General features: G+C 72.7%; 15 protein-coding genes. 7 read left to right on the top strand and 8 right to left on the bottom strand.

What is annotated here, in order from left to right:
* Positions 1-42 precede the first annotated feature (42 nt).
* Entirely contained in the window at positions 43-714 is a 672-nt protein-coding gene (nucS, locus tag E4P38_RS08295) for an endonuclease NucS (RefSeq protein ID WP_135131297.1), read from the top strand.
* Here the strand turns inward: nucS and E4P38_RS08290 are convergent.
* Positions 711-1,205 (bottom strand): AAA family ATPase, encoded by a 495-nt coding sequence (locus E4P38_RS08290; RefSeq protein ID WP_209309004.1) that lies wholly within the window; start codon positions 1,203-1,205, stop codon positions 711-713. The genes nucS and E4P38_RS08290 overlap by 4 nt on opposite strands.
* 154 nt (positions 1,206-1,359) lie before the next feature.
* Between E4P38_RS08290 and E4P38_RS08285 the strand changes: the two genes are divergently transcribed.
* From E4P38_RS08285 to E4P38_RS08275, 3 genes are all read left to right on the top strand, one after another.
* Positions 1,360-2,139 carry a DUF5995 family protein gene (locus tag E4P38_RS08285; RefSeq protein ID WP_135131296.1) on the top strand — a complete coding sequence of 260 codons (780 nt, stop codon included), beginning with the start codon at positions 1,360-1,362 and terminating at the stop codon, positions 2,137-2,139.
* 90 nt (positions 2,140-2,229) lie between these two features.
* On the top strand, positions 2,230-4,011 hold the full coding sequence (locus E4P38_RS08280) for a 3-hydroxybutyryl-CoA dehydrogenase (protein WP_135131295.1): 1,782 nt from the start codon (positions 2,230-2,232) through the stop codon (positions 4,009-4,011).
* A gap of 3 nt (positions 4,012-4,014) precedes the next feature.
* Positions 4,015-4,332, top strand: coding sequence for a hypothetical protein (locus E4P38_RS08275; protein ID WP_135131294.1), 318 nt, complete (start codon positions 4,015-4,017; stop codon positions 4,330-4,332).
* Between the two features lie 60 nt (positions 4,333-4,392).
* Here the strand turns inward: E4P38_RS08275 and E4P38_RS08270 are convergent, their stop codons facing one another.
* The 7 genes from E4P38_RS08270 to E4P38_RS08240 all read right to left on the bottom strand — a co-directional run bounded on the left by E4P38_RS08270 (position 4,393) and on the right by E4P38_RS08240 (position 10,964).
* Complete coding sequence (locus tag E4P38_RS08270) at positions 4,393-4,992, bottom strand: class F sortase (protein ID WP_167760497.1); 600 nt, start codon at positions 4,990-4,992, stop codon at positions 4,393-4,395.
* 53 nt (positions 4,993-5,045) lie between these two features.
* Positions 5,046-5,861 (bottom strand): DUF4397 domain-containing protein, encoded by an 816-nt coding sequence (locus tag E4P38_RS08265; protein WP_167760496.1) that lies wholly within the window; start codon positions 5,859-5,861, stop codon positions 5,046-5,048.
* Positions 5,862-5,994: 133 nt separating this feature from the next.
* Positions 5,995-6,747 carry a hypothetical protein gene (locus E4P38_RS08260; protein ID WP_135131292.1) on the bottom strand — a complete coding sequence of 251 codons (753 nt, stop codon included), beginning with the start codon at positions 6,745-6,747 and terminating at the stop codon, positions 5,995-5,997.
* Between the two features lie 160 nt (positions 6,748-6,907).
* The gene (locus E4P38_RS08255) at positions 6,908-7,996 is read right to left on the bottom strand and encodes a hypothetical protein (protein WP_135131291.1); all 1,089 of its coding nucleotides are present in this window, start codon (positions 7,994-7,996) and stop codon (positions 6,908-6,910) included.
* Between the two features lie 115 nt (positions 7,997-8,111).
* Positions 8,112-9,443 (bottom strand): crotonyl-CoA carboxylase/reductase, encoded by a 1,332-nt coding sequence (ccrA, locus tag E4P38_RS08250; protein WP_135131290.1) that lies wholly within the window; start codon positions 9,441-9,443, stop codon positions 8,112-8,114.
* A gap of 106 nt (positions 9,444-9,549) precedes the next feature.
* Positions 9,550-10,005, bottom strand: coding sequence for a methylmalonyl-CoA epimerase (gene mce / locus E4P38_RS08245; protein ID WP_135131289.1), 456 nt, complete (start codon positions 10,003-10,005; stop codon positions 9,550-9,552).
* A 104-nt stretch (positions 10,006-10,109) separates the two neighbouring features.
* Positions 10,110-10,964 carry an alpha/beta hydrolase gene (locus E4P38_RS08240; RefSeq protein WP_135131288.1) on the bottom strand — a complete coding sequence of 285 codons (855 nt, stop codon included), beginning with the start codon at positions 10,962-10,964 and terminating at the stop codon, positions 10,110-10,112.
* Between the two features lie 202 nt (positions 10,965-11,166).
* On the opposite strand from E4P38_RS08240, the gene E4P38_RS08235 reads away from it, so the two are divergent.
* The 3 genes from E4P38_RS08235 to E4P38_RS08225 are packed head-to-tail and all read left to right on the top strand — an operon-like array spanning position 11,167 to position 14,896.
* Complete coding sequence (locus E4P38_RS08235; protein WP_135131287.1) at positions 11,167-12,354, top strand: acetyl-CoA C-acetyltransferase; 1,188 nt, start codon at positions 11,167-11,169, stop codon at positions 12,352-12,354.
* Positions 12,351-13,373, top strand: a complete 1,023-nt coding sequence (gene meaB, locus E4P38_RS08230) for a methylmalonyl Co-A mutase-associated GTPase MeaB (RefSeq protein WP_245160889.1) — start codon at positions 12,351-12,353, stop codon at positions 13,371-13,373. The genes E4P38_RS08235 and meaB overlap by 4 nt, the downstream gene beginning before the upstream one ends.
* A 53-nt stretch (positions 13,374-13,426) precedes the next feature.
* Positions 13,427-14,896, top strand: coding sequence for an NAD(P)/FAD-dependent oxidoreductase (locus E4P38_RS08225; RefSeq protein ID WP_135131286.1), 1,470 nt, complete (start codon positions 13,427-13,429; stop codon positions 14,894-14,896).
* The last annotated feature ends 13 nt before the right edge of the window (positions 14,897-14,909 follow it).

The following is a 14,909-nucleotide window of genomic DNA, read 5'->3' as shown; positions in this document are numbered from 1 at the left end:
CGACCGATGCCCGATCGGTTCCACCCGGTAGCGTCGTCGCCCGTGCGTCTGGTCATCGCCCGCTGCTCCGTGGACTACATCGGGCGGCTCACCGCCCACCTGCCGATGGCGACCCGTCTGCTGCTGGTCAAGGCCGACGGCTCGGTCTCCATCCACGCCGACGACCGCGCCTACAAGCCGCTGAACTGGATGAGCCCGCCCTGCACCCTCAGGGACGAGCTGGTCGACGGTGCCGGCACCTGGACGGTGACCAACAAGGCCGGTGAGCAGCTCATCCTGACCATCGAGTCGGTCCTGCACGACCACTCGCACGAGCTCGGCGTCGACCCCGGCCTGCAGAAGGACGGCGTGGAGGCGGAGCTGCAGCGGCTGCTGGCCCTGCACGTGGAGACCTTCGGCGCGGGCTGGTCGCTGGTGCGCCGGGAGTACCCGACGGCGATCGGCCCGGTGGACCTGCTGTGCCGCGACGCCGCTGGTGCGGTGGTCGCCGTGGAGATCAAGCGCCGCGGCGAGATCGACGGCGTCGAGCAGCTCACCCGCTACCTCGAGCTGCTCAACCGCGATCCGCTGCTCGCCCCGGTCAAGGGTGTGTTCGCCGCGCAGGAGATCAAGCCGCAGGCGCGCGTGCTCGCCGCCGACCGCGGGATCGACTGCGTCACCGTCGACTACGCCGTCCTCAAGGGCACCGACGACCCGAGCGCCCGCCTCTTCTAGCTGGCCCCCCGAGCGATCCGAACGAGCCGGTCGGCAACCTCGGCGACGGGAGCGCGGGTGTCGATCTCCGCGTCCGCCCCGGCACGGAGGCGCGGCTCGACGGCGGCGAGGTCGGCCAGCACGCGGTCGCGGTCGTCACTGCTCTTGCCGAAGGCGTTCGTGGTCCGGGTGGTCAGTCGTTCGAGCAGCACGTCCACCGGGGCGCTGAGCAGCACGACGGCTGCGAACCGACGATAGAACCGTCCTTGGTTCGAGACGCAGCCCCCGACGAACAGCGGCTCCTCGGGACTGCTGTTCTCGTGCCGGGCGAGCAGCGCGTCGATCTTGTCCTCGCGCCACAACTGCTCCGGCCGGGACTCCTCGGCACACCACGACTCGACGCTGAGACCGTCGTAGTCGGTGTCCACGACGCGGAACCCCCGTCGGGCCAGCTCGGCCAGTGCCGTCGAGGTGCCCGTTCCCGACATGCCGGTGACGAGGATCGCGACCACGGCGGGACCGTATCCGGGGCGCGAGCGCGGTGCCTGGCGGCAGCGTCATCGTTCACGGGCGTCGTCGGGACACGGGCCGCCCCTGCACCCCTGTTCTGAGCCCGGGCGCACGGACCCCTGGCCCGACCGCCCCGGGGCGCGCCAGGGTGGGTGCATGACCGTCGCGCCCGCCGCGCCGCCCCGGACCATCGACGAGGTGCTCGCCGCGCTGCGCACTGTCGTGGACGACGCGGCCCGGGCGGGCGACCGGATCGGGCTGTTCGCCGCGGTCTACCGGCAGGTGACCGCCGAGGTCGCCCGGCGGACAGCCGACGGGTTCTTCGACGACGCCGACCGGCTGAGCCGATTCGACGCCGTCTTCGCGGGCCGCTACCTGACCGCGCTGTCGGCCTGGCGCGACGGGCGCGACTGCGGACGGAGCTGGCGGCTGGCCTTCCGGGCGACCGAGGACGCCGACCTCGTGCTCGTCCAGCACGTGCTGCTCGGCGTGAACGCCCACATCAATCTCGACCTGGCGGTCGCGGCGGCGGAGACGGCCCCGGGTGCGGAGATCGGCGGGCTGGCGGACGATTTCGGGCGCGTCAACGACGTCCTCCTCGACGTCCTCTGCCGGTTGCAGGGCGCCCTCAACCAGCTCTCCCCGATCTTCGGTGGGCTCGACGTGGTGCTCGGCCGGATCGACGAGGAGATCCTCGGCTTCGCGGTGGAGCGGGCCCGTGCGGAGGCGTGGGAGGCCGCCGTCCTGCTGGCGGAGCAGACCCCGGAGGCCCGGCAGGTCACGGTGCGGATGCTCGACCGCTACGCCTCCGGTCTCGCCCGGGGCGTCCTGGCGCCGCCCTTCCCGGTCCCGGCCGCGCTCCAGGTGGTCCGGTTCGCCGAGCGGACGGCGACGCCCGAGGCGATCGAACGACTGGACGGCGCCCTCGGCCTCTGACGCCGGTTACCGGCCGGTAACCCCAGACGGGCCGCGGGCGCGCCGAGGTGAGAGACTTCCCTGCGATCCCTGACCTGGAGGAGTGGCAGCGTGGCCAGAGAACTGAACGAGGTCGGCGTCGTGGGGCTGGGCACCATGGGTGCCGGCATCGCCGAGGTGCTCGCGCGGGCGGGCCTGTCGGTCACCGCCGTGGAGATCAACGACGAGGCGGTGGCCCGTGGCCGCGCGCACGTCGAGCAGTCCACCGAGCGCGCCGTGAGCCGCGGCAAGCTCGACCCGGCCGACCGCGACGCGATCTTCGAGCGGATCCGGTTCAGCAGCTCGATGGAGGACCTCGCCTCGGCCGAGCTCGTCATCGAGGCCGTGCCCGAGCGCATGGAGCTGAAGACCGAGATCTTCGCGCAGCTGGACAAGATCTGTCCGCCCGACACCATCCTGGCGACCAACACCTCGAGCCTCTCGGTGACCGAGCTCTCCGTCGCGACCGGGCGGCCGAACAAGGTCATCGGCATGCACTTCTTCAACCCGGCGCCGGTCATGAAGCTGGTCGAGGTCGTGCGCAGCGTCGTCACCGAGCAGTCGGTCGTCGACGACATCGAGGCACTGGCCGCCCGCCTGGACAAGGTCGACGTCACGATCGGCGACAAGGCCGGCTTCATCGCCAACGCCCTGCTGTTCGGCTACCTCAACCACGCCGTCTCGATGTACGAGAACCGCTACGCCAGCCGTGAGGACATCGACGCCGCCATGCGGCTCGGCTGTGGCCTGCCGATGGGCCCGCTCGCCCTGATGGACCTCATCGGCATCGACACCGCCTACGAGATCCTCGACACGATGTACAAGCAGTCGCGCAACCGGCTGCACGCGCCGAGCCCGATCATCAAGCAGATGGTCACCGCGGGGCTGCTCGGCCGGAAGAACGGCCGCGGCTTCTACAGCTACGCCGAGCCGGGCTCCGCCGAGGTCGTGGACGACGCCGCCACCCCGGCGGCCGGTGGCGCCGCCGAGGGCGCGCGTCCGGTGCAGACGGTCGGCGTCATCGGCTCGGGCACGATGGCCACCGGGATCATCGAGGTCGTCGCCAAGGGCGGCTACGACGTGCGCTACGTCGCGCGGGCCACGGAGAAGGTCGACGCGGTCCGCAAGGCCCTGACGAAGTCGCTGGACAAGCAGGTCGCGCGCGGCCGGCTGGACGAGGCCGGCCGCGAGGAGATCCTGGCGCGGGTCACCGGGACGACGTCGCTCGACGAGCTGGCCGACCGCGACCTGATCATCGAGGCCGTCGTCGAGTCGCTGCCGGTCAAGGAGGCGCTGTTCGCCAACCTCGGTGAGATCGCCAAGCCCGGCGCGGTGCTGGCCACGACCACCTCCAGCCTCCCGGTCATCGAGTGCGCCAAGGCCAGCGGCCGCCCCCAGGACGTCGTCGGGATGCACTTCTTCAACCCGGCACAGGTCATGAAGCTGGTCGAGGTGGTGTCCACCATCTCCACCGCGCCCGACGTCGCCGCCACCGCGCACGCGGTCAGCGAGAAGCTGGGCAAGCACGCGGTCTCCTGCACCGACCGTGCGGGCTTCATCGTCAACGCACTGCTGTTCCCCTATCTGAACGACGCGGTGAAGATGCTCGAGGCGCACTACGCGACCGCCGACGACATCGACGCGGCGATGAAGGTCGGCTGCGGCTACCCGATGGGCCCGTTCGAGCTGCTGGACGTCGTCGGACTCGACGTCTCCCTCGCCATCGAGCGGGAGCTCTACACGGAGTTCCGCGAGCCGGGCTTCGCGCCGGCCCCGCTGCTGGAGCACCTGGTCACCGCCGGTTACCTGGGCCGGAAGACCGGCCGCGGTTTCCGGGACTACGCCAGCCGCTGACAGGTGCCCCGCAGGCGGCCGGGCCCTCGGTCCGGGTCCGGCTCCCGATCCTCGGATCGGGAGCCGGCCCGTCGCTCCGAGCAGGTCGAGCAGGCCGCGGACGGCGACTGGGTCGTCCGCGCGATCACCGGGGCCGCGACCGGCAAGACCTACCGCTGCCCGGGCTGCGACCAGGAGATCCGTCCCGGGACGCCGCACGTGGTGACCTGGCCGGCCTATCCGCGCGACTCCGACCTCGACCCGTGGGACACCGAGTCGTCGGCCGACTGGCGGCGGCACTGGCACACCGCCTGCTGGCGGTCCCGCAGTAACCGCCGTTAGCGGCCCCCTCCCGAGGCTCGCCCCCGAGCGTGCGAGGGGTGAGGGGGACGGGGTCCGTCGTCAGACTCGGCTGGCGTAGACCACCACGTTGTCCCGATAGCTCCGCGCGGACCGGTCGAAGTCTCCGCCGCAGGTGATCAGCCGGAGCTCGGCGCGCGGCGTCGGGCCGTAGACGTCCTCGGTGGGGAACTCGTCCTTCGGATACCGGTGCGTCGCGGTCACGGTGAAGCGGATCGTCGTGCCATCGGCGCGGTCGACCCGGACCTCGTCCCCGTCGGCCAGCTCGCGGAGCCGGAAGAACACGGCCGGCCCGGCGAAGGAGTCCACGTGACCGGCGATGACGGCCGGGCCGATGTCGCCGGGGACGGGACCGGCAGGGAACCAGCCGGCCTGGCCGAAGTCGTCCGGGGGAAGGAGGGCGCCGGCGTCGTCGACACCGAGTCGCAGCAGCGCGCTGTCCACGCCGATCGACGGGATGTGCACCCGGACGGGGGCAGCGATCGCCCCGGGGGGACCCGCGTCGGCGAGGGTGACCCGCCGGGGGCTGTCCGGCACCGGTGCAGACGACGCGGCCGGGGCCACCGGGTTCGTGACCTGGGCGCCCGGCAGGGACAGCACCAGGCCGAGCGCAGCCGAAGCGGTCAGGAACGCGCGCCGCACGGCCGGGCCGGCCGTGCGGTGCGACCGGTGCCGGCCCCGCGGCGACCTGGGCGTCACCGGGAATGGGCCCCGTAGCGCATCCGGCCCCGACGCGAGCGGAGGCCGAGGGCCAGCGCCGCACCGCCCGAAGCCAGGGCCGCGGCGATCACACCGACGGGGAGGTCGCCGCCCGCGGTACCACCTGCCCCTGTCTCGACCCCACCCGCGGGGACGATGCCGGGGCTCGCGGCGTCGAGCACCGGCCGGACGCTCAGCCCGCTGCCGTCGGAGTCCAGCACCACCAGGCTGTAGACGGCACCCGCTGCGACGTCCACCGGCAGCTCGGTGGGCGGTTCGCCGCCGGCCGAGACCCGCAGGGTCGTCGCGCCGGCCGGCACGTCGACGTAGTCGCTGGTCGTGGCGAAGGGGAGCCCCGACGCGACGGTCGTGCCGTCGACGGTCGCGACGTCCACCGTCTGGGCGTTCGAGGCGCCCGCGAGCACGCGGATCCGGGCCTGCCCGCTCGGCGGGGTCGCCAGCGAGTCGTCGATGATCTCCAGCCCGAGCGAGGCGAACAGGCCGACCCCGGCCACGGTGCGAGCGCTGTCACCCGAGACCTCGACGATCGTCGACAGCACCGGAGGCGTGTCAGGGTCGGCGCCGGTGGGCCGCATGCTCACCGTGTACGCGCCGGTGGGGACGTCCTGGTACTCAGAGACGGTGCCGTAGTCGACGCCCGTCAGCGTGATCCTGGCCGCCGGGTCGGCGACGGAGTCCACGTAGACGTCGACCGCGGGCGTATCGGGGGAGAGGTGGGCCAGCCGCAGCAGCCCCGTGTCCTCGGCCGCGGCCGCCGGTACCGCCCAGCCGGCGATCACTCCGCCGGCCATCAGGACCGCCGCTCCTGTTGCCCGTAGCGCTCTCATCGTGGGCCTCCGCACACTGTCGGTCCGTCGGTGACGGCGGTCGTGGTCCACCTACCCCTGGGGCCGGGGGCACACCTGTCGCTGTGGCGTGTCGCGGTCACGGAGTGTTCGCCTCGACCACCGCGTCCGGCGAGGACTCGTAGCGGAACCCGACGAGGACGCCCTCGTCGGTGACCTCGACGTCGTCCGGGGCGAACGGGGGCAGCTGGGCCCGGAGGAAATCCACGAGGCGGTCGGCGGCAGCCTCGCCCGGCCCGACCGTCGCGGTACCGACGCGGTCGATGAGCAGGCGGCGGGCCGGCGGGCCGTCGGCAGGTTCGCCCGGAGGCTGCGGGAAGTCGGCGACACCGGCGCCGAGCTGCGCCACCAGGGCAGCGAGGAGACCGAGCAGCCGGGCGTCGACGGCCGCAGACCGGAGGACGTCCGCCGATCGTCCGGTCGCACCCGTGCCGGGATTGGCCAGGATGGCCGCGCACAGGCGCTGCCGTCGCTCCAGTTGCTCCGCCGTGGGCCGGCCGGGGTTCGGGTCGACGAGGGCGAGAGCGCCTGCCGCCGTTCCCCCGAAGCGGGCGAGCACCGCCGAACCCGGTGGCTGCTCTCCACGGACGACGAGCAGCCCCCCGGGCGCGCCGCTCTCCTGCGGTCGGAACCGGTCGCCGCCACCGGCCGCGGTCAGGCCGCCCAGTACGTCTCCCGCTGCGCGTACCGGAGTCTCGGCCGGCAGCTCCGTCTCGACCCACCGCACGACGTCCGCCGAGGCCGCATCGCTCCGTTCCGATGCGGCCGGGGACTGTGTGGTGGTCTCGCGACGCAGCGCGACCACCACGACGACGGCGGCGACGGCAACCACCGCGACCGAGCAGAGGACCCCGAGCCGCAGGAGCCACCGCGTCGGAGCCCGGTGTGCGCCGGGGCGGAGCGGTGGCGTCGACTGAAAGGTCACGTTCCCCTTTCGGCGGCGCCGTCAGCGGCTGGGCTCACGGCGGAGGACGAGCGGTGCTCGCTCGCCGTCAGTGTCGCGTCTGTGCCGGCTGGTCGATGGCCTGGGTCGACGGGCCGACCGATGCGGCGGTCGAGCCGTTGCCGCGCGGGGGCATCGGGAGCTGCCGGGTGGCCGGCTCGGTCCGCGTGGGCTGCCGAGCCGCGGCAGCCTCACCCTCGGCGCGCACGGCCTGCGGGACGGCCTGGGTCGCGGGCTGCGGGGGTGCCGCGGGTGGAGCTGCCTGCGGACCCGGCTGCGGACGCCGCTCGGGCTCGGGGGCCGCAACCGGAGCCTGGGGTGCCTCGGCCTGCTGCGGCCGGTCGCCCAGGTCGGGGAGCGAGGTGAGCAGCTGACGAGCCTGCAGCAGTCGGCCGGTCAGCTCGTCGCGGATCCCGCGGATGGCCTCGGCCTTGGCCTCGCCGTCGGCGATGAGCTGCGCGGCGTGCTGCTCGGCGGCGGCGATCCGCTGCCGGGCGGCCTCGGTGGACACGCGCTCGCGGTCCTCCTCGATGCGGGCGGCCTCGGCGCGGCGGGAGCGCTGGGCGATGTCGAAGTCCTCCTCGACCTTGGCCCGGCGCGCCTGCGACTCGGCGTCGAGCCGGGCCACCCGCTCCTGCGCCTTGCCCACGAGCTCGTCGGCCCGCTGCTGGGCCTTCTGCGCGATCTGCTCGGCGGTCTGGCGCGCCTCGGCGAGCATCCGCTCGACCTCGGCCTGACCCGCGGCGTGCCGCTCCAGCAGCGCGCGCTCCTCGGCGGCGGTCTGCTCGCGGACGGCGTGCGCGTCGAGCTCGGCGGCCCGGCGGATCTCCCCGGCCTCCTCCTCGGCGAGCTGCAGCATGTGCTGGATGCGCTCGCTGATGTTCTCGAAGGTGGGGGCCGAGGCCGTGGCGGCCTTGCGGCGCAGCGACTCGATCTCGCCGTGCAGGGCCGACAGCTGGCCGGCCATGTCGGCGGACCGGGAGACGGCGGCGTCGCGGTCGGCGAGAGCGATCCGGAAGTCGGCCTCGAGGCGTTCGATCGTGTCGGCGACCTGACTGCGGTCGTACCCCCGCAGCACTACGTCGAACGAGTGCTGAGCCTCGTGCATCGGCAGCGAATCGTGGCGGGGGTCGGTCATGCACTCATCCTCGCAGACGCTCAAACGCTCGTCAGCGTGTCGGGGAGATATCCGGTGCCAGTGGGACAACTGAGCACCGTGGCCCCGTCCCGGGGGCCGGGACGGGGCACCTCCCTCAGACCCCGCGGAAGCGGTTGATCGCCGTCAGGTGCTTCTCGCGCTTCTCCTGGTCGCGCACGCCGAGCCCCTCCTCGGGAGCGAGGGTCAGCACACCGACCTTGCCCTGGTGCAGGTTGCGGTGGACGTCGTACGCGGCCTGCCCGACGTCCTCCATCGAGTAGACCTTCGACAGCGTGGGGTGGATCAGGCCCCGGTCGATGAGCCGGTTGGCCTCCCACGCCTCCTTGTAGTTGGCGAAGTGCGAGCCGATGATCCGCTTGAGGTTCATCCAGAGGTAGCGGTTGTCGAACTGGTGCATGTAGCCGGTGGTCGAGGCGCAGGTGACGATCGTGCCGCCCTTCTTGGCGACGTAGACGCTCGCGCCGAAGGTGTCCCGACCGGGGTGCTCGAACACGATGTCGACGTCGTCGCCACCGGTGAGCTCACGGATCTTCTTGCCCAGGCGCTGCCACTCCTTGGGGTCCTGGTTGTTCTCGTCCTTCCAGAACTGGTAGCCCTCCTCGGAGCGGTCGATGATCAGCTCGGCCCCTAGGGAGCGGACGATCCCCGCCTTCTCCGGGCTGCTCACGACGCAGACCGGGATGGCGCCGCCGTTGAGCGCCATCTGCGTGGCGTAGGAGCCCAGGCCGCCGGAGGCGCCCCAGATCAGGACGACGTCGCCCTGCTTCATGTTGGCGCCGTTGTGGCTGACCAGCTGGCGGTAGGCGGTGGAGTTGACCAGCCCGGGGGCGGCCGCCTCCTCCCAGCTGAGGTGAGCCGGCTTGGGCATCAGCTGGTTGCTCTTGACCAGGGCGAGGTCGGCCAGGCCGCCGAAGTTGGTCTCGAAGCCCCAGATCCGCTGCTGCGGATCCATCATCGTGTCGTCGTGACCGGCCGGGTCCTCGAGCTCGACGGACAGGCAGTGCGCCACGACCTCGTCGCCGGGCTTCCACTTGTTCACACCCGGCCCCACCCGCAGGACGACGCCGGCCAGGTCGGAGCCCACCACGTGGTAAGGCAGGTCGTGCCGCTTGGTGAGCTCGGAGAGCTTTCCGTAGCGCTCGAGGAACCCGAAGGTCGAGACCGGCTCGAAGATCGACGTCCAGACGGTGTTGTAGTTCACCGAGGACGCCATCACGGCGACGATCGCCTCGCCCGGACCGAGCTCGGGGGTGGGGACCTCTTCCACGTGCAGCGACTTGCGCGGGTCCTTCTCCTTGGTGGGCATGCCCTCGAACATGTCCTGCTCGTCCTTGCGCACGAGCACGGCGCGGTAGGACTCCGGCACGGCCAGGCCCCCCACGGCGTCGAACTGGCCGGCAAGGATGGCGTCCCTGATCTCGTTCACACAGGTCTCCCGGGTCGTCGTTGGCGCGGAGGGCGGTGCGGTGGCAGCGCGGGCAGCAGTGCCTGGCGACGCATGTTACCGGTGGGTAACCGTGCCGTCGAGCCGGCTAGTGCGCCGAGGCGGCCGGCTGCACCAGCTCGACGAGCACACCGCCGGCGTCCTTCGGGTGGACGAAGTTCACCCGGCTGTCGGCGGTGCCGCGCCGGGGGGTGTCGTAGAGCAGTCGCAGACCGCGCTCGCGCAGGGTCGCGCTGGCCGCCTCGACGTCCTCGACGCGGAAGGCCAGCTGCTGGAGGCCGGGGCCGGAGCGACCGATGAACTTGGCGATCGTCGACTCGGGCGTCAGCGGCGCGAGCAGCTGGATGCGCGTGCTCCCGTCGCCGACGGCGAGCATCGCCTCGCGGACGCCCTGTTCCTCGTTGGTCTCCTCGTGCACGGAGTGCACCCCGAAGGCCTGGGCGTAGAAGGCGATCGCCTCGTCGAGGTCGGGCACGGCGATGCCGACGTGGTCGATGGTCGTGAACAGCTCGGCCGGCAGGCCGGTACTCGCGTCAGTGGTCACGCGGGCATCTTGCCGAAAGACGTCTGAGACGTCAGCTCGAGGGTGCGCGACGCCGATGTCCCCGCCGCACTGGACCGTGTGGCGGGGACGACGAGCCGGTGTGGTCAGCGGGCGAGGAAGCCGACCAGCGCGCTGTTGAACTGCTCCGGGTGCGAGGCGTTGATGCCGTGCGGGCCGCCCTCGATGACGACCAGCTCGCTGTCCGGGATGAGCTCGTGCGACCGCTTGCCGCTGACCTCGAAGGGCACGATCGCGTCGGAGTCCCCGTGGATGACCAGGGTCGGCACGGTGACCTTCGCGACGTCGCCGCGGAAGTCGGTACGGCCGAACGCGGCGATGCAGTCCAGCGTGCCCTTGGGCGAGGCGAACTCCGCGATGCGCAGGGCGTACTGCCGCTGCTGCTCGCTGACCTCGCCGGACTTCGAGCCGAGCAGGCCCTTGCCGCCGGCGTTGAAGAAGTCCGCGGTGAACCCGTCCAGGAAGGCGGGGCGGTCGGTGCGCACGCCGTCCTCGAACTGCGCGATCGTGGCGTCGTCCAGGCCGCCGTCGGGGTTGTCGACGGACGTGTAGAGGAACGGCGGGACGGCCGACGCCAGGACGGTCCGGCTGACCCGCTCGGGCCCGTACGTGGCCAGGTAGCGCACGACCTCGCCGCCGCCCATCGAGAAGCCGACGAGAGCGACGTCGCGCAGGTCGAGGTGCTCGAGGAGTGCGTGCAGGTCCGCGGTGAAGGTGTCGTAGTCATAGCCGGTCCAGGGCTGCGACGAGTCGCCGAAGCCTCGGCGGTCGTAGGTCACGACCCGGTGGCCGGCGTCGACGAGCGCGGGCACCTGGGCCTCCCACGAGCGGCCGGACAGTGGCCATCCGTGGATCAGGACGACGGGCCGTCCGGTGCCGTGGTCCTCGTAGTGGAGTTCGATGGGCTGGCCGTTCTCGGTGCCGACGGTCAGGCGGGGCATGGGGTCTCCCTCTCTTTGCGGACGAGTGGTCCATTGCGCCCTACCCGGTAGCGCACAATCAAACTCGGCCTGAGACCCCGGTCACGCCAGTGACCGGTCCGACCGCGGCGTCCTATCCTCTTCGGAGATCGACGCCGCGTATCGCGCGGCGGCACCGACATTGCGGTCGCCACCGTGGGCGACCCGGCACAGGAGGCAGCCCATGTCCCGCTCGGTCATCGTCAGCGGCGCCCGTACCCCGATGGGCCGGCTGCTCGGCTCGCTCAAGGACTTCTCGGCGGCCGATCTCGGCGGGGTGGCGATCAAGGCGGCCCTGGAGCGGGCCGGCATCTCCGGCGACCAGGTCGACTACGTGATCATGGGCCACGTCATCCAGGCCGGCGCCGGGCAGAACCCCGCCCGCCCGGCCGCGGTCGCCGGCGGCATCCCGATGTCGGTGCCGTCGTTCACGCTGAACAAGGTCTGCCTGTCCGGCATCGACGCGATCGCGCTGGCCGACCAGCTCATCCGCGCCGGCGAGTTCGAGATCGTCGTGGCCGGCGGCATGGAGTCGATGACCCAGGCGCCGCACCTGCTGGCCAACTCCCGTACCGGCACGAAGTACGGCGACACCAAGCTGATCGACTCGATGGCCCACGACGGGCTGACCGACACCTTCGACCAGGTGGCGATGGGTGCACTCACCGAGGAGGCCAACGCGCGCTACGACCTGACCCGCGAGGAGCAGGACGAGTTCGCCGCGGCCAGCCACCAGAAGGCCGCCGCGGCGCAGAAGAACGGCCTGTTCGACGACGAGATCACCCCGGTGCTCATCCCGCAGCGCAAGGGTGACCCGATCGAGTTCCGCGAGGACGAGGGCATCCGGGCCGACACGACGGCCGAGAGCCTGTCGAAGCTGAAGCCCGCGTTCGCGAAGGACGGCACGATCACCGCCGCGTCGGCGTCGCAGATCTCCGACGGCGCGTGCGCGGTCGTGGTCATGAGCGCCGAGAAGGCCGCCGAGCTGGGCCTGACCCCGCTGGCAGAGATCGGCGCGCACGGCGTCGTCGCCGGGCCGGACGCGACCCTGCAGACGCAGCCCTCGCGGGCCATCGTCAAGGCCTGCGAGCGCGAGGGCATCGACCCCAAGGACCTCGACCTGGTCGAGCTCAACGAGGCCTTCGCCGCGGTCGGCATCGTGTCCACCCGCGAGCTCGGCATCGACCCCGAGAAGGTCAACGTCAACGGTGGCGCGATCGCGCTGGGCCACCCGGTGGGCATGAGCGGTGCCCGCATCGTGCTGCACGCGGCCCTCGAGCTCGGCCGCCGTGGCGGCGGGGTGGCGGCTGCCGCCCTGTGCGGTGGTGGTGGTCAGGGCGACGCCCTGATCTTGCACGTGCCCGCTCGTTGATCGAAGAGACCGCGATCCGGACGCCGGCCGCCGCCACCCTCGCTGGGCGGCGGGGCCGGCGGACGGCCGACGTCCCGGCCCTGGTCGCGGGCGCCCGGGAGGGTGACGCGCGCTCGGTGGCGCGGCTGATCTCGCTGGTCGAGGACGCCAGTCCGGCGCTGCGCGAGGTGGCCGCCGCGCTGTCGCCGCACACGGGCCACGCGCAGGTCATCGGGCTCACCGGTTCCCCCGGTGTCGGCAAGTCGACGACGACGACGGCGCTCGTGCGGGCCTTCCGCGCGGCCGGCAAGCGCGTCGGCGTGCTCGCCGTCGACCCGTCGTCGCCGTTCTCCGGCGGAGCGCTGCTCGGCGACCGGGTGCGGATGCAGGACCACGCCGGCGACAGCGGCGTCTACATCCGGTCGATGGCCTCCCGTGGGCACCTCGGGGGACTGGCCTGGGCCACCCCGCAGGCGCTGCGCGTCCTCGACGCGGCCGGCTCTGACGTCGTCCTCATCGAGACGGTCGGCGTGGGCCAGTCCGAACTCGAGATCGCCTCGCTCGCCGACACCACCCTGGTCCTGGTCGCGCCGGGGATGGGCGACGGGATCCAGGCGGCGAAGGCCGGGATCCTCGAGGTGGCCGACCTGTTCGTCGTCAACAAGGCCGACCGGGACGGCGCCGACCAGACCGTCCGCGACCTGCGGTACATGCAGTCCCTGGGCGGCCGGCACTCCGAGGCGGGTCATTGGCGGCCGCCGATCTGCCGGACGGTCGCCTCGCGCGAGACCGACAACGGCATCGACACGGTGCTCGAGAAGATCGAGGAGCACCGCGTCTGGCTCGAGTCGTCGGGCGAGGGCAACCGCCGCCGCGAGGAGCGGGCGGCGCGCGAGATCGAGGCCATCGCGCTGGCCACCCTGCGGGAGCGGATGGGCGACGTGCACGGCTCGGCCGCGCTCGGCGCCCTCGCCGGGTCCGTCGTCGCGGGGGAGACCGACCCCTTCCGCGCCGCCGACGAGTTGCTCGCCGAGCTCTGACAGGCGGCACCACGCCGGCACGGCGAGGATGACCGGGTGAACGGGCCACGGCAGTGAACGGCAAGGCCGACGCCGTCGTCGTCGGATCGGGACCGAACGGGCTGGCCGCCGCCCTCCGGCTGGCCGCCGCCGGGCTCCGGGTGCAGGTGCTCGAGCAGGCCGACCGTCCCGGCGGCGGCATGCGCACCGAGGAGCTGACCAGACCGGGCTACCGGCACGACGTCTGCTCGACCGTGCAGCCGATGGCCGCCGCGGCGCCGTTCTTCCGGGAGTTCGACCTGCCCAGCCGCGGCGTGCGGCTCGTGCAGCCGGAGATCAGCTACGCCCACCCCCTGGACGGCGGTCGCGCCGCGGTGTCGCGGCGCTCGTTGGAGGAGACCGCGGCGGGGCTCGGGACGGACGCGGCGGCCTACCGCCGGCTGTTCGAGCCCCTCGTCGAGCACGGCACCGACGTCATCGACTTCTTCCTCACCAGCCGGCTGCGCCGTCCGCCGACGAAGAGCGCGCCGCAGATCGTCCACTTCGCCCTCAACGGGCTGCCGAACGTGCGCTGGCTGGCCCGCCGGTACTTCGACACGACCGAGGGGCAGGCGCTGCTCGCCGGCGCCGCGGCCCACGGCATGCTCGATCTCGCCCGCCCGCTGACCGCCAGCCTGGGGATGCTCCTCGGCATGCTCGCCCACCACGTGGGCTGGCCGCTGGTCGAGGGGGGCTCGCAGGCACTGGCCGACGCGATGGTGGCCGCGCTCGAGGAGCAGGGCGGCGAGGTCGTCACCGGGCACGAGGTGACCGACCTGCGCGAGTTCGAGGGGGTGCCGGCGGTCCTGCTCGACACCACGCCCCGCGCCTTCGTCGCGATGGCCGGCGACCGGGTCAACGAGGGCTACAAGAAGTGGGTGTCGCGCTACAAGCACGGCCCCGGGGTGTTCAAGGTCGACTGGGTGCTCTCGGAGCCGGTGCCGTGGACGAACGCCGAGGTCCGGCGGGCCGGGACCATCCACATCGCCGGCACGCTGGAGGAGACCTTGGCCGGCGAGGCGGCGCCCGCGCACGGGCGGCTGACCGACAAGCCCTATGTCCTCGCCGTCCAGCCGACCGTGGTCGACCCGACCCGGGCACCCGAGGGCGGGCACATCTTCTGGGCCTACGTGCACGTCCCGCACGGTTCGGACGGCGACATGACCGAGGCGATCGAGAACCAGGTGGAGCGCTTCGCGCCGGGGTTCCGGGACACCGTGGTCGAGCGGGTCACGAAGAACGCCGTGCAGATGGAGGCGTGGAACCCGAACCACGTCGGCGGGGACATCTCCAACGGCGAGGCGTCGTTCCGGCAGATGCTGGCCCGCCCGGTGCCGCGGTGGAACACCTACAAGACGCCGGTGCCCGGGACGTACCTCGCCTCGGCCGCCACTCCGCCCGGGCCCGCGGTGCACGGCCAATGCGGGGACAACGCGGCGCGCGTGGCGTTGCGCGAGGTCTTCGGCGTCCGGAAGGTCCCGCCGCTGCGCCCCCCGGCGCGCTGAACGGACGGCGCGC

It is taken from the genome of Blastococcus sp. CT_GayMR16 (genome assembly GCF_004570875.1).
Classification (GTDB): Bacteria; Actinomycetota; Actinomycetes; order Mycobacteriales; family Geodermatophilaceae; genus Blastococcus_B.
This window is presented reverse-complemented; position numbering and strand designations above follow the sequence as displayed.